Below are 14,227 nucleotides of genomic sequence, written 5' to 3'. Positions count from 1 at the left end.
GGACGGTTCCCCAGAAAGTAGCCGTCGAATGGGTCAACATACCGCTCGACACGACCAGAACTAAAACCGCCTGATACGGCGGAGACATTGTTTACGGCGGCCAAAACCGGATCGAGGAAAGCTTCGAAATCGAAGTTCCCTTTACTCAGAGGTACGGATCATGAGCAAGCCAGCAGCTATTCTTTTTGCAGCCATGACCGGTGCCCCGGCAGTGGCGCATGATGCGACGCCAACAGCAGCACAACCAAACGGATGGAGCTATCCAGTTTCGCGCTGCAACGGAAATGCCTGGGCCTTTTGGGTGAAGCAATTTCGGCGCACTGAGCCCGATCGCATCACCTGCTGGAGGGATCACGAGGGACTGGCGACATGACCGACCGTACCCTTGAAGAACTCAAGCGCCAGATGGAGGCCGCACGCGCCGACAAAGCGCAGGCTGATACACGCTACAATGCGATTGCCAAAAGCTACCACAGAGCACGTTGTGATCGGTCTGGTTTAATCGGCAAGTTCGCTTCGAACCATCGCTACGCGATCCTTATTCAAGACATCACCTTCACCGGGGACCAGGCGTTCTATTTCACTGGCCAGAAGATGCGAAAGGACGGAACACTGGATCATAAAACCGGCATCGTCTACGCACAGCACGCCAAGATCTTCGAATTCATCAGCCATGAAACGGGCGCTCTGGTTTAAGCCCGTCTATCCAAGCAAATAAATACGCAGCCGAAGCATGTCGCGGAAATCGCCGAGTTCGGCGCTAGTTTTCGCATGAATCTCGCCACTCCCACGCAGGTGGATTTCCTTCTGCTGTTGAACGCCACCTTCAGTTGGAAGGCTTCACAAGCGGTTCGCCTTTGCGGACGGTGTAGGTCGCCAATTCCGAAGCCGAGCCGCTGCCGACATTCCTTGCCGAGTGAACAACGCCGGAAGGAATGAACAGGGACTGGCCGGCTTTGAGGGTCACCGGTTGCTTTCCTTCGAGCTGATATTCCAGCGTTCCTTCGAGAACGTAGGCGACCTCCTCACCGGGATGGGAATGCTTGGCGGCAAGGACGCCCGGTGCGAAATCGACACGTACCTGCACCACCTCGTGGCCGGGTACGTCGATGTCATTCTTGAGCAGATCGGTGCGCTGCAGTGGTTGTCCAGCCTGAGCGTCCGCGAGTGAAACTGCTCCGCCGCCAAGAACAAGGGCAAGCGCGATAGCCTGGATCGTTTTCATTTTGACATCCTTCCTTAATTTACGGCGTTTTCGGCCCGTTGGGACGCATCGGGATTTCAGTCGATGAATGAACCAAGGATATGTCTGCAAACTCCCATTTTTGTAATCGAATGTATCAGCGGTCGCGGGGGGAAAAGCATGAGCACATGCTGGTGTCTACCTTAAATAAGGGCTGATGGCGCGAAGCCGCAGCCAAGGTGCGTTGGCGAATTCAAAAGGTGCGCTGCGATCGGATTGTATCGCAGAGAAAACCGCTCTCGCCAGGCGCGGACAAAGCGAAATTAATTCAGGGTGCTATCAGGATTAACCGGCGTTTCAAAATTCTGGGCGTCGATCAGCGCTTCTAAGATGGCGAATGTGAGCCGAACGACGCACTGGTCCGTGGTCCAACGAGAGTTCGGGTCGGTCGAACGCAGCAAATCCAGTCCCTGATTGGACACAATAGTTTCTGCCCGGTTGACTGCCCAACCGGTGAAATTCTTCGCCTTCGACATCTTCATTCCCGATAACGCACAGCTATCTGCATTTTGGTCGTATCGGTAATGGCGTTGGAAAAATATTTGGTTAATGCGAGGTCGATCGCTGGCCATATTTGGCTACGGCAGAAACTCTGACTGCCTCGACTTTGGACCTCTTACGCGGTTGGCCGCGACGCCGCGATGGACGTGAAGCCAGACAGGTCCGTTCTCCGATCTTGCTGAACACAGATTCGTTACATGTCTGAATCGTATAAACTCGAATAAGATGCGTTAGAATTTTCGCTCAGGGAGGAAATGGGGATGGCTGATTTCAAGACGACAGCGAGGTTGCTGGCAGTGACTGCAGTGATGGTGGCCCACCAAGGATTTGCTTTCGCGCAGATGCCGCAGCAACAGCCAGATGCGAAGGCCTTCAAACTGGGGAAGTTCGACATTGTCGCCTTACACGATGCCCAGTTTGTCCAACCCAATGACGGCAAGATATTTGGTCTTGACCATAGCCCAACCGAGGTCGCGGATTTGCTTAAAGCGGCGGGCGCACCGACCGATACTGTCACCCTTAGCGTCGACGCTCTGCTGGTCAAGTCGGACCGGCACCTCGTCCTGATCGATACCGGTGTCGGCGGCGCCCTTCAGGGCAGTCTGGCAAAAGCCGGGTATCGTGCGGATGCAGTCGATGAAATTCTGATCACCCATTCTCATCCGGATCATGTTGGCGGACTGGTTTTGAATGGAAAGCTCGCTTTTCCAAATGCCACGATCCGCATGTCGGAAACGGAATGGTCCTATGCCAAGGCAAACGAAAAACTGGCCGACATCGTCAAGGTCATCGCGGACCATGTGAAGACGTTCAAACCTGGAGGTGAGGTTGTCCCCGGGATTACATCCGTGGCGCTCAGTGGTCACACGCCTGGCCACGTCGGCTACCAGATCAAATCGGGAAAGGAGCGGCTGTTCGATATTGGCGACACTGTTCATAGCTCCATCATTTCGCTTGCCAAGCCAGAGTGGGCGATATCCTTCGACGGCGATAAGCCGGAGGCCGAGCAGAACCGTGTCAAAACATTGACCACGCTCGCCAAAAGCCACGAGAGGATCTTCGCGCCGCACTTTCCGTTCCCTGGCGTCGGATATATTGCGGCCGAGGGCGACCACTTCAAATGGACTCCGAATGACAAGTCCGAGTAGCTGGACAAATATGTTGGAGTCCCAGGTGTAGAAACCAACGTTCTGAGCAGACCGCGAGGCTCTGGCCTGAGAAATTCGGCATGCGTTTCGCCAAGGATATCCGCAAGCAATCAGGCGGCAGCCTCGGGGACGAATGGCACTTCGACGAGGCCGTCGGACGATCAAGGGAAGGAAACACTTGCTCTGGCGTCCCGTCGATCAGGACGTCTTTTGTTCTCGAAATGCTGGTGCAAAACCGCCGCAGTGCCAAGGCTGCAAAACGCCTGATCGAAAGATTCAGCGTTTCGTTTTCATACACGACCCGATTGCCGACCTCCTTCACATTCACCGCCGCCACAGGCAATCTGGCCCATCATCGCGAACTCCGCGACGCAGCCCTGAAAACCTTTAGCGATATCGCTCGCCTCGACGCCGCCTGACCCTAAGCTGCAATCTCAAATCCTGTTTTCGAGGCGCTAAGTCTAAAGCGCCGTGCCGGGTTATCAAGTTCCATGTTCCCTGAGGGCCCGAGGTCCGCCCATACAATTTTCCGCGATACGGGGTGGCGCCAAAGCAATGGGGATACCACTGCCGCATCGGTTTGCGTAAAAGGACGAGGTCACGATAGTCAAGCGAAGGGATAAAGATGAGAAACCATGCGTTGGTGGCGCTTGCGCTCGCCATGACAATGTTCGCGGCGACTGCCAAGGCGGACGATACGGCGCCGCCGTCCTACGCTGAAACGACGTTCACCGGAGACTGGCACGGCTATCGCAATTGGCTGCGGGATCATGGTGTCACTTTCACGATGTCGCAGACTAGCGATGTGCTCGGCAACGTCTCGGGCGGTCTGAAAAGGGGCGCGGCCTATGACGGTGTCTTCCAATTGCAGGGCGACTTCGACATGGGTCGATTGACCGGCTGGAGCGGCGCCAACATTCACATTTCCGGCTATGCCATTCAGGGCCAGGGCTTGTCGGGGAAGGATATCGGCAATCTACTGGCTGTGACATCGGTCGAGGCAGACCCTGGCTTCAGGCTCGGAGAATTCTATCTCTCGCAAAGTCTCCTGAATAACGCGGTGACGGTAAAGCTCGGCCAGATTCTCGCGGACCAGAATTTTGCGATCAGCAACACGGCCAGCCTTTTCGTCAATTCGACATTCGGGTGGCCGGGCATTTTTGCCGACGATCTTCCCGGAGGGGGGCCGGCGTACCCGTTCGCCGTTCCCGGCGCTCAGATTATCGTCAAGCCGGATGATGCCTGGACGCTCCAGGCCGCCGTCTTCAACGGAAGTCCAACCGGATCGGATCCGAACGGCAATTCCAATGGATTGGGATTTCCAATTGGAGATGGCGTGCTTGCCATTGCCGAAGCGGCTTATGCCTATATGCCGGGGAAGGGCGATCCTGGTTTGCCGGGCACATATAAGATCGGTGCGTGGTATAATTCGGAGGAATTTAACAGTCTTTCCACCGCATCGAACGGCGTTTCCCTGGCCGATCCTTTGTCGAGCGGAAGCCCTCGTCGGCTCTCGGGCAATTATGCGATATATGCCGTTGTCGATCAGACCCTTTGGCAGGAGCCCGGCAGCAGCGACAATGGTCTCAACGGATTTTTCCGTCTGGCGGTTGCGCCGCAGCAGGATCGCAACAGCATGAACTGGTATTTTGATATGGGGCTTGCCTACAAAGGGCTTCTGCCCGGGCGCAACGACGACACGACTGGCGTCAGCTTTGCCTATGCCAGCATGAGTTCGGGCATGTCGGATCTGGTAAAGGCTCAGAATGCGTTCACTGCGGCGTCACAGCCGGTTCCAAGTTCCGAGGCTGTGATCGAGGCTACATACCAGGCCGCCGTCACGCCATGGCTGTCGGCGCAGCCCTTCTTTCAATATGTCATCCGGCCCGGCGGTAATGTGGCCGATCCAAACAAGCCCGGTTCGCGGATACAGAATGCCGCGATTTTTGGCCTCAGAGCCGTGGCAACCTTCTAGGAGCTAGGGTTCGGACCCATAAAGAGGATTCCGTTGACGGCGGTTCTATGCGACGAACTTCCTTGCGGCCGTCTGCGTCGCCGCCACTGTCACCTACTGGTTATGAGTCAGGGCACGAATTCACGTCAAACAGCCAGACGAGAGCAGCATTTCTTTCATTCTGACTTGGCGGCGCCAAGTAGGTAGCCCCCGTCCCAGTGCCAGATCTGCTTGTCGTCGACCGTGACCTTGACGACCGCCTGGAATCCGGCAAGCGTCCCGCTGCCAGCATGGAACGCACAGGTTCCGCTCGGCGGGCTGGCCGTGTCGTAGGTGACGCAGTACCCGACCGCTGTGTCTCCGTTTCCAACGGCAATGACCGCCATGCTGCTGCCGAAAAGGGGACTGCCGGTCACCGGCCCATAGTATAAGATCTTGGTGCCCACCGGGATCGCTGCGAGGCTCGATTCCGTGATGGTGCAGAAGCTCGGGGTATCGCCGGTGTACTGGCTACATTCCTTAGAGATCTTTAGCGGTTGCATAGCCGGCGCAGCGAACGCCACGGACGCTAGTGCCAGGATGGCACCAGCAGACAGGATCAACAGTCTGCTCATAGCCCACTCCCTATGGTCGAATTAACGCCTGAAATTCTACTCGTTATCTCCTCTCCTCGCAATCGGCTGCTTCGAATCTTCTGGGCAAGGGTTTGCCGTCTGCCCCGCCGCCGGCTTGCTATGAGTCCGGACCCTAGCAAAAATAGGGTTCTCTAGTTCTGCCCGACATTCGGCGGCTGATGAGAGTTCTCGGCCCGATTGTTGAGGCTATTTTGCGAACGAGGCTCGACGCCGGGCATGATCTCCCGTTTCACTGCCACCATCAGATCGAAGCTGGTCAGTGATCATCTTACGCGGCGAACGATCTTGCCTTTTCAGAAGCTTTCGCGTCAGGCGTTTTTGCAGCCTTGGTACTGCGGCGGCTTTGCGCCGACTCTGAACAGGCTGCCGTTAAGTAACTGAGTTCACGTGAAAATTTCGTGGCAGGTTGGGCAGCAATCGGCGCCGGTCCTGATCCACCCAATTTTCATATTCTGTCTGAAAATTAAAGCTTTGCGCTCATGTGCCAAGCGGCCAGCCTTCGGTGCCATTCACGGCCGGTCCTTCCAAATTACCCATCATCCCGTCTGTTACGTGCGCAAAGGCTGCACTATAGCTCAACTTCGGCGTGAGACCTGGTTGTCGCCAAAGGGGCCTTATCACCTGGTCCTATCGCAGGCACTACGCTTGACTCAACCATCATTTCTGCGACCGTGGGCGTACGATATTGCGTCTGGTCTCGGCGGTAGAAAGGTTGATCGCATGAACGAATTTTGGTCACTTCGCTTCATGCGCTTTTTGGTGACAATGTTGATCGCAGCGCTCGCTATGGCCTTTTCGCCGGCGCTGCTGGCGTCGGACGCTCAAGCGCTAGATGCTGCTGCGCAGACGAAAACCTCGAATGAGCAGATTGAGAAACTCATTGGGGTCCTGCGTCAGAACGACAGTGCCACTCAAAATCTTCGAAAGCGGCGCGCCGCTTTCGAAAGGCTTATGGCATCCACGCCTGATCCGACGCGCGTCCAGATCCGTCATGTCAATGCCAACGGCGTTGAGGCCGACCTGATATGGCCTGCAAGACTCCACCATCCGATCGGTCGGCGCGCGATCCTCTATCTCCATGGAGGCGGACTTTACAGCGGCTCCCTGAGAACGCACCGGAACATCGCGGGCTCTCTTGCCAAGGCCGCGTCCGCCGATGTCCTGCTGGTCGATTATCGACTGCTGCCGGAACATGAATTTCCAGCCCAGATCGATGACGCTCTCGCTGCCTATCGTTGGCTTCTGAATTCAGGGTACAGGCCTGAGAATATCGTGATCGCTGGCGAATCCGTGGGCGGAACCCTGGCTATCGAGGCAACCCTAAATCAGCTTCGGATCGATGGACCTTTGCCGGCGGCGGTGGTCGCGATGAGCCCGGTGACCGATTTCGCCGCAACGGGTGCGTCCATGACCACGAACGCCGAGAACGATCCGTTCATGGGCAAGGCCGAGCTGGAGGTCATCCGCAACGCCTATATCGGCGATAAGTCTCCGGTCGATCCGGAGCGGTCACCGCTCTACGCCAATATGACTGGCTTTCCGCCCCTGCTTTTGCAGGTCGGTTCGCGGGAAACGCTGCTCGACGATACTCTCCGGCTTGAAGACAAGGCGCGCCAGGCAGGGGTCGACGTGACCGCGCAAGTGTGGCCGGGCATGATCCATCAATGGCAGATCTTCCCATTTTGGCTTGACGATGCGCGCAAGTCGAACGGAAAAGTCGCCGAGTTTGCTATTTCTCACTTTGCCGACAGGCCCGAGGAATAGGTATTATAATCCATATTAACGGCAAGCGTTCCCGCGGCTCGCCATCGCCGATGAAGATCGATTATCGGGAATGACTTCAACGCGGCGGTTTGTCGTCGCTCCGAACCTTTTGCGCATCGAGGTAGCCATGCTCGAATGCCTTGGCCCGACTGCTTTCTTCGGGATAGGGATTTTTGTCGGCTTCAGCCTCCCGTTTGCCCGCTTCCGCTCCACGCGCATAGGCCGCTGCATCATCGTCGTCTGCGCCAGCATCGTCGGCTGCACTTTCCCTGGCTATTGCGGGTGGCTCTACCGATGGTGGCTGGATGGGATTTGGGAGCCCAGCTTCCGGCGCGGGGACCGGGGGTAGCGTTGAATCATATTTTGCCATGGTTTTTTCCTCCTGTGGGAAAACGCCATGGCAGCGTCGCGGTTCCCTGAACGACCCCGATCCGCCTCGTCATGTCCTGTTTGTTTGGCCGGCAGCTCACGTGCAGACATTTGCCATCCGCGGGCGGCTTTGACGTCCGCGATCGCCGCCGATGCAGCTTTCAACCCGCATCGGTCGTAGCTCATCGATCAACGTGAGGGAAAGCGAGGAGCAACCATCGCAGGGATTTATGTCATGCCTATCAAAATCTTACCGTTTTTCAACGCCTGCCGGGACTAACGGCGGGTACTTCCGTGGATAGGTAGCCAGCGCAGTTCGATAAGTATCGCTCCAGAATTCCGCAGCATCCCTGGCGTCGAACAATTGCTTGCATGTGACCATGGCGGCTGCGCGCATCGCCATATAGCCTTGATAGTCATTGAGGATCGCTTCAAGTTTTCGCACGCTCTCGACCGCCATGCGCTCTATTTCATCCCGATACATTTTTTCGAACTTCGGCGTTTTTCTGTCATCCGTTTCTGGACCCCAGTGCGATAGTCCAGGCGTCAAAGCCGGGGCGATCATCAGGCCGTTGGTTTTGTCGGAGACAAATTCCGGCAGGGCACCTTGGGCGGTACAGAGGACCGGCGTTCCTCTCGACATGGATTCAATGACGCTGAAGCCAAAGGTGTCAGAAAAGGTTGTCAGAAGGGAAAAGTGGCTCCGGTCGAAGAGTGCCAGGACATCGCGGTTCGGCAATGTCTTGTAGTATCTGACGTTCGGCAAGGTGAGCATCTTGACGAATGGCTCTAGGACCCCACCGTCGAAAGGATCGGTCCATATTGCTCGGCCCATCTGAAGCTTTGATATTATGTTGACCCGCAGAGGAAGATTGTTTTCATGCGCGAGCTCCGCAATTCTTGCGGCCACACATCCCCCTTTTCTTCCGAAGTGGCTTCCGACAAACGTCAGCTCCAATATGTCGGAGCGTCCCTGAAACCTGGGAGGCGTCCCAGAATCGATTCTAATATTGGGATAGCGGGTTGTCGTCTTGGAAATGAGGAGTTCGCGTTCCTGTTCTGGCAGTCCGTCCACATGTAGTCCCGTAAAGAAATTCTGCTTTGCAAAATTGGAGATGGCAACGATCCGCCTGCATCGTTCGGAAAGCAGCTTCTTGTATAGGTACGACCTGTAGTATTTTCCGTCCGGTGAGAATGTTCGAGGCAGGTGCGATTCAAAGCCGATGACGTAAGGAGGACCATTCAGAGGGATTCTATTAAACGCATGAATAAGGTCACACCTGACAACATCAATCGGATTGAAAAAGGTAAAGCCGTCCCATCCCTGTCTCAGCCTGTCGAACGGTATAAATTTCCGTCGTATTATTTCATAGTCTTGTATCCGTGGACCAGTGAATTCCCAAGGATAGCCAACAGGAGCGAGTATTCGTATGCCTTCGGCCATTCTCCAGTCCCTCCAAGGTCTAATTGGGGCTTCGATTGACGAACCAGGGGATTGTTTGGCGAGTGCTCAGATCTTGAGCGGCAGCTGTTGATACTGTCCGTATATCACGAAATACTCACTTACGCGATAGTTGATCCCGGAAACGGCGCGTTCCAAAAGGGTTACATCTTGGCCCGAACTACTGAAGAAGGGTGATTTGGTGGCGCTGCACACCATCCGGAAACGGCTGCGATGGCCGCCTTCCGCTCCACGCGCACAGGCGGCCGCATCGTTGCCTGCGTTCTCCCCGCCCATTGCGGGTGGCTCTACCGATGGTGGCTGAATGGGATTTGGGAGCCTGCTTCCGGGCGCTGGCCCAAGCAGCTTCGTCACGTCGTTGCTTGTTTGGCCAGCAGCTTACGCTGCGGGTATCTGCCATCCGCGAACAGCATCGCAAAAACGGCATCGATGTCCATGACCGCCGGCAATGCAGCTTTGAACCCTCATTGGGCGCATCATCGGTCCAGCTTGAGGGAAAGTTGCAAGCCACGCGGTAATGGCGGTAGTGGCCGGCTGATATCGACACGGCGTTTCCAGGCGGCGCGCCGTTCCTGCTCGCGTTCCCTAAGCGCTTTCGAGACCGCGACAAAAGTCATGGCGCGCTCGATGACTTGTTCGGATTTCGTCATGGATACCTCCATCTGTTCACTAAATGTTCTCATATTGCGCGCTGATAGTCAAGTCGCTGACAAAGTCTCTTGTCTATGAAAGCAGAATGCCGGTTGAACTATAGTGCGTTTGCGCCCGTCGCTATTGAAGAGAGGGGGCTCCAGAACAAAACCAGCCGAGGTAACGGAACAAAGCCCGGAAGATTTCGTTCAATTGCATTGGCTTCACCCGGAGATGTGTCGATGTCGCCGCGTGCGCAATGGAAAGGTTATTTACAATTCGGTTTGGTGACTTGCCCGGTGGCGCTTTATACCGCGACGTCGACATCCGAGCGTGTGTCTTTTCATACCATCAACCGTGCGACCGGCAATCGTGTCCGGCGCGAGTTCGTCGATAGCAGCACAGGCAAACCCGTAGCGCGCGAGGATCAGGTCAAAGGCTACGAAGTCGGCAAGGATGACTATGTGATCTTTGAGCCGGATGAAGTCGCTGCCGTTGTGCCCGGAAGCGACAAGACCCTTCATCTGCAAGCATTCGTCGGATACTCCGATATCGACGACGTTTATTTCGATAAACCTTATTATCTGACACCGAGCGATCGCGGCGGCGAAGAGGCGTTTGTGCTGATCCGCGAGGGAATGCAGAACAAGAAGGTGGCAGCCATCGCGTGGACGGTTCTTTTCCGGCGAATGCGGACCTTGTTGATCCGTCCCTACGACAAGGGCCTGATCGCGACGACGCTGAATTTCGATTACGAGGTCCGCTCCGCGGACAAGGCTTTCGAGGATGTGCTCGACATTAAGATCAAGGGCGAAATGATTGATCTGGCAAAACATATCATCTTCACGAAAAGCGGCACGTTCGACGCGCAAGCGTTTGATGATCGCTATGAGGCCGCAGTTACCGAGTTGATCAAGGCGAAGCTCGAAGGCCGCAAAATTCAAATCCGCAACGAGCGCAAGCCGGAAAAGGTCGTGGACCTCATGGAGGCGCTTCGCCAAAGTGCCGGCGTCAAGGAAGACAAGAAACGCACCGTTTCCAATGCCTCCCGACAGCGAAAGGCGGGTTGATCCATGGCGCTTGAGACCTACCGCGAAAAGCGGGATTTCTCGAAGACATCCGAACCCAGGGGCCGCACGCGCAAAACGGAAGCGCATAATAGTTTCGTCATCCAGAAACACGCAGCCCGCCGTCTGCATTATGATTTTCGCCTGGAGCTTGACGGGGTTTTGAAGAGCTGGGCGGTTGCAAAAGGTCCGAGCCTGGTTCCAAGTGAAAAACGCTTGGCTGTCCAGGTGGAGGATCATCCGCTCGATTACGGCGATTTCGAAGGTACTATTCCGAAGGGTGAATATGGCGGCGGCTCGGTGATCGTCTGGGATCGTGGCACCTGGGAGCCGGAGGGCGATCCGCACAACGGTTTCAAAAAGGGTCACATCGAACTCGAACTGCATGGCGAGAAGCTGCACGGGCGCTGGCATCTGGTCCGCATGGCAAGACGTGCGCGGGAGACGAGGGACAATTGGCTGCTGATTAAAGCCGACGACGAGGCGGCCCGCCCGGAGGGTGCGGATGACATTCTCGAGGAGCGGCCGGAATCCGTGAAGACCGGCCGGCTGATCGAGGAGCTCGAAGGAGAAAAGCCCGGATGGTCTTCGAAGACGGGTAAGATAGAACGACCGTCGACCGATGGCAGACCACCCCAACGGTCGGCAGCGAAAACTCTGGCTGATCCCTCATCTGTGAAGAACGCCAGGAAGTCGCCTTTGCCCGATTTCGTCGAGCCGACATTGGCGACGCTCGCGAAGAAGCCGCCGAACGGCAAGCAATGGCTTCATGAGATCAAGTTCGACGGCTACCGCCTGCAGGCCCGCATCGAGGACGGTCATGTCAAGTTGCTGACACGCAGCGGTCTCGACTGGTCGGACAAGTTCGGGAAAACACTTCTGACCGAGTTCGCCGCTCTTCCGGTTAAGACGGCGCTTGTCGATGGCGAACTGGTGGTTGAGACCAGTTCCGGCGCATCGGATTTTGCGGCCCTCCAGGCCGATCTTAGCGACGGCCGGAGCGATCGTTTCGTCTTCTATGCCTTCGATCTCCTCTATCTCGACGGATATGATCTGCGTGCCGCCCCTCTGATTGAGAGAAAAAAGGTACTGGAGAAAATCATACCTTCGGGGACCGGCAAAATCCGCTTCAGCATTGATTTCGATGCCGATGGCGATCTGATACTGGAGCAGGCCCGTCTGCTGGGCCTGGAAGGCATCGTGTCGAAGGAAGCCGACGAACCCTATCGCTCCGGCCGCGGCAGAGGCTGGCTGAAATCGAAGTGTTCTCTCCGGCAGGAATTCGTGATTGCGGGCTATGTACCGTCATCTACGGCACGCAAGGCGATCGGCTCTCTCGTACTCGGCATTTTCGATAAGGGCAGGCTGCAATATGTCGGCCGCGTCGGCACGGGATTTACCAACAAGGTTGCGGAAGATCTTTATTCTCAACTTGAAGGCATGCGCTCCGATGAAAGCCCGTTCGATCAACGCCTCGGCACCGATGAAGCGCGCGGCGTCCGTTTTGTGCGCCCGGAACTGGTTGGCGAAATCGAATTCCGTACTTGGACGGGGGACGGCCTGCTGCGGCACGCCGCATTCCGCGGCCTACGTGCGGACAAGCCCGCGAGCGAGGTTGTTCGAGAGACATCAGTCGGCGCAGTCACCGAACCCGAGCTGCCGAAGCGGACGGTGGTTCTCACACATCCCGACCGCATTTATTGGCCGGACGAAGGCGTTACCAAGGAAGGCCTCGCCGATTATTACACCGATGTCTGGAAATATATGGCGCCGTTCATCGTCCAGCGGCCGCTGGCGCTGCTGCGTTGCCCCGATGGCATTAGCGGCCAGCACTTTTTCCAGAAGCATGCCTGGAAAGGTCTGAACAAGAACATTGTCCTCATCCATGATCCGAAGGACAAGGACGACATCCCGCTGGTCAGCATCGATGATCTCGATGGTCTGCTCGGTCTCGTGCAGGCGGGATCGCTCGAGCTTCACCCCTGGGGCATCACGACCGCCGATTGGGAGCATCCCGATATGATCGTCATGGATCTCGACCCTGGCCCGCGCGTGCCTTGGGACAAGGTGATCGAGGCGGCGGAAGAAACGCGCGATCGTATGATGCAGGCTGGCCTGGAAGCCTTCGTCAAAACATCGGGCGGCAAGGGCCTGCATGTCGTGTCGCCATTGAAAGCAACAGCAGAATGGCCTGCCGTCAAAGCCTTCACGAAATCCGTCGCCGACCAGATGGCCGCCGACAGCCCAGAGCGCTATGTTTCCACCATTACCAAGTCGAAGCGTGCAGGAAAAATCCTGATCGACTACCTGCGCAACCAGCGCGGCTCAACGGCAGTCGCGCCATACTCGACGCGGGCGCGTCCGGGAGCTGCGGTCTCGATGCCCCTTACCTGGGAGGAGCTCAATCCTGCGATTGGGCCAGCTTATTTCACGGTCAACAATGCACCGACCAGGCTCGCCGCCCTTCGCTCCGACCCTTGGGAGGATTTTCGAGCGGCTGCGGCGCCATTGGAACAAGCAAGGTCCAAGAAGAGAACGGTGCGTTAGCGCTTGGTTTTCGAGGCGGCGGCAAGGCTCTTTTTCAATGCATCCATGATGTTAATGACGTTGCTCGGCGGTGCTTCGGTTGCCTCTGGCTCGGCTTTGGCCGTCTGTTTCCGGCCTTTCTTTTTCGCAGCAATCAGATCGTGCAGCTTGTCCTGTACCGGATCGCTCGCCATCGACGGCGTCCATGGCTTCGTCTGCTCCTCGATCAATTGCAGGACGAGCGACATTAGAGGCGGCTCGGCCTTGTCCGCATTGATCGTTTCGAAATAGGTGGCCGCATCGCGAACCTCGTCGCGGTAGCGCAATGTCCACAACACGATGCCTTTGTCGCGGGGCTCGAGCATCACAGCCCGCTCTCGGCGATACATGACCAATCGGGAGATGCCGACCGTCCGGGTTGCTGCCATGGCGTCGCGGATGACGCAGAAAGCTTCTTCGCCGACGGGATCGTCCGGGGTCAGATAATGCGGCTGGTCGAGCCAGATCCATTCGATGGAGTCGCGCGGCGCGAAAACATCGATATCGATCGTGCGCGTGCTTTCGAGTGCGACAGACTCCAGTTCGTCGTCTTCGATCAGGACATAATCGCCCTCGCCACGCTCATAGCCTTTAACCTCGTCGTCCTCCTTCACCGCCTTGCCGGTGACGGAATCGACATATTGGCTGACGACTCGGTTCCGAGTCTCGCGATTGAGGGTGTGGAAACGGATCTTCTCATTTTCGGATACGGCCGGCACCATCGCGACCGGGCAGGTCACGAGTGAAAGTTTGAGATAACCTTTCCAGAAAGAACGCTGAGCCACGCCTCCATCTCACTGTTTCAAACCGAACGGGAGGCATGACGATTTGTTCCATGTGGTGATGCGTGGCCCGGTTCATGATTGATCCAGTAGTTGCAAAGCCGCTG

The 14,227-nt window shown here is 56.5% G+C and carries 15 protein-coding genes; 7 read left to right on the top strand and 8 right to left on the bottom strand.

All coding sequences use genetic code 11. The annotated features are described in order from the left end of the window. Positions 1–369: 369 nt before the first annotated feature. Positions 370–696, top strand: coding sequence for a hypothetical protein (locus FHT86_RS26840; RefSeq protein WP_133710155.1), 327 nt, complete (start codon positions 370–372; stop codon positions 694–696). Between the two features lie 130 nt (positions 697–826). Here the strand turns inward: FHT86_RS26840 and FHT86_RS26835 are convergent, their stop codons facing one another. After that, positions 827–1,225, bottom strand: coding sequence for a cupin domain-containing protein (locus tag FHT86_RS26835; protein ID WP_133710156.1), 399 nt, complete (start codon positions 1,223–1,225; stop codon positions 827–829). A gap of 281 nt (positions 1,226–1,506) precedes the next feature. Next, a complete protein-coding gene (locus FHT86_RS26830; RefSeq protein ID WP_133710157.1) occupies positions 1,507–1,719 on the bottom strand; it encodes a hypothetical protein in 213 nt (70 codons plus the stop codon). 285 nt (positions 1,720–2,004) lie between these two features. Here FHT86_RS26830 and FHT86_RS26825 point away from each other — a divergent pair, with 285 nt between their 5' ends. The 3 genes from FHT86_RS26825 (at position 2,005) to FHT86_RS26815 (ending at position 4,867) form a co-directional block, all read left to right on the top strand. After that, positions 2,005–2,892 (top strand): MBL fold metallo-hydrolase, encoded by an 888-nt coding sequence (locus tag FHT86_RS26825; RefSeq protein ID WP_133710158.1) that lies wholly within the window; start codon positions 2,005–2,007, stop codon positions 2,890–2,892. An 80-nt stretch (positions 2,893–2,972) separates the two neighbouring features. Further along, positions 2,973–3,311 (top strand): hypothetical protein, encoded by a 339-nt coding sequence (locus tag FHT86_RS26820; protein WP_133710159.1) that lies wholly within the window; start codon positions 2,973–2,975, stop codon positions 3,309–3,311. A 206-nt stretch (positions 3,312–3,517) separates the two neighbouring features. Continuing rightward, complete coding sequence (locus FHT86_RS26815) at positions 3,518–4,867, top strand: carbohydrate porin (protein ID WP_133710160.1); 1,350 nt, start codon at positions 3,518–3,520, stop codon at positions 4,865–4,867. A gap of 155 nt (positions 4,868–5,022) precedes the next feature. Here FHT86_RS26815 and FHT86_RS26810 read toward each other — a convergent pair whose 3' ends face one another. Beyond that, positions 5,023–5,460: a hypothetical protein gene (locus FHT86_RS26810; RefSeq protein ID WP_133710161.1), complete on the bottom strand. Its 438-nt coding sequence runs from the start codon at positions 5,458–5,460 to the stop codon at positions 5,023–5,025. Positions 5,461–6,267: 807 nt separating this feature from the next. Here FHT86_RS26810 and FHT86_RS26805 point away from each other — a divergent pair. After that, positions 6,268–7,245, top strand: coding sequence for an alpha/beta hydrolase (locus FHT86_RS26805; RefSeq protein ID WP_183868947.1), 978 nt, complete (start codon positions 6,268–6,270; stop codon positions 7,243–7,245). Between the two features lie 76 nt (positions 7,246–7,321). Here FHT86_RS26805 and FHT86_RS26800 read toward each other — a convergent pair whose 3' ends face one another. The 4 genes from FHT86_RS26800 to FHT86_RS26785 form a co-directional block, all read right to left on the bottom strand. Further along, positions 7,322–7,615, bottom strand: coding sequence for an Sf3a2-prov protein (locus FHT86_RS26800; protein WP_133710162.1), 294 nt, complete (start codon positions 7,613–7,615; stop codon positions 7,322–7,324). A 249-nt stretch (positions 7,616–7,864) separates the two neighbouring features. Then, positions 7,865–9,058 (bottom strand): glycosyltransferase family 4 protein, encoded by a 1,194-nt coding sequence (locus FHT86_RS26795; protein ID WP_133710163.1) that lies wholly within the window; start codon positions 9,056–9,058, stop codon positions 7,865–7,867. Between the two features lie 66 nt (positions 9,059–9,124). Further along, positions 9,125–9,352, bottom strand: coding sequence for a hypothetical protein (locus FHT86_RS26790; RefSeq protein ID WP_133710164.1), 228 nt, complete (start codon positions 9,350–9,352; stop codon positions 9,125–9,127). A 200-nt stretch (positions 9,353–9,552) separates the two neighbouring features. Further along, positions 9,553–9,726 (bottom strand): hypothetical protein, encoded by a 174-nt coding sequence (locus FHT86_RS26785; RefSeq protein ID WP_166656944.1) that lies wholly within the window; start codon positions 9,724–9,726, stop codon positions 9,553–9,555. Positions 9,727–9,942: 216 nt separating this feature from the next. Between FHT86_RS26785 and FHT86_RS26780 the strand changes: the two genes are divergently transcribed. Then, complete coding sequence (locus tag FHT86_RS26780) at positions 9,943–10,776, top strand: Ku protein (protein ID WP_166656945.1); 834 nt, start codon at positions 9,943–9,945, stop codon at positions 10,774–10,776. A 3-nt stretch (positions 10,777–10,779) separates the two neighbouring features. Next, complete coding sequence (gene ligD, locus FHT86_RS26775; protein WP_133710166.1) at positions 10,780–13,320, top strand: DNA ligase D; 2,541 nt, start codon at positions 10,780–10,782, stop codon at positions 13,318–13,320. Here the strand turns inward: ligD and FHT86_RS26770 are convergent. Continuing rightward, positions 13,317–14,123, bottom strand: coding sequence for a Ku protein (locus FHT86_RS26770; RefSeq protein ID WP_133710167.1), 807 nt, complete (start codon positions 14,121–14,123; stop codon positions 13,317–13,319). The genes ligD and FHT86_RS26770 overlap by 4 nt on opposite strands. Positions 14,124–14,227: the final 104 nt, after the last annotated feature.

The organism is Rhizobium sp. BK313, from assembly GCF_014193655.1.
Taxonomy (GTDB): domain Bacteria; phylum Pseudomonadota; class Alphaproteobacteria; order Rhizobiales; family Rhizobiaceae; genus Rhizobium.
Note: the sequence above shows the minus strand (reverse complement) of the source record. Positions and strands in the feature narration are given on the sequence as shown.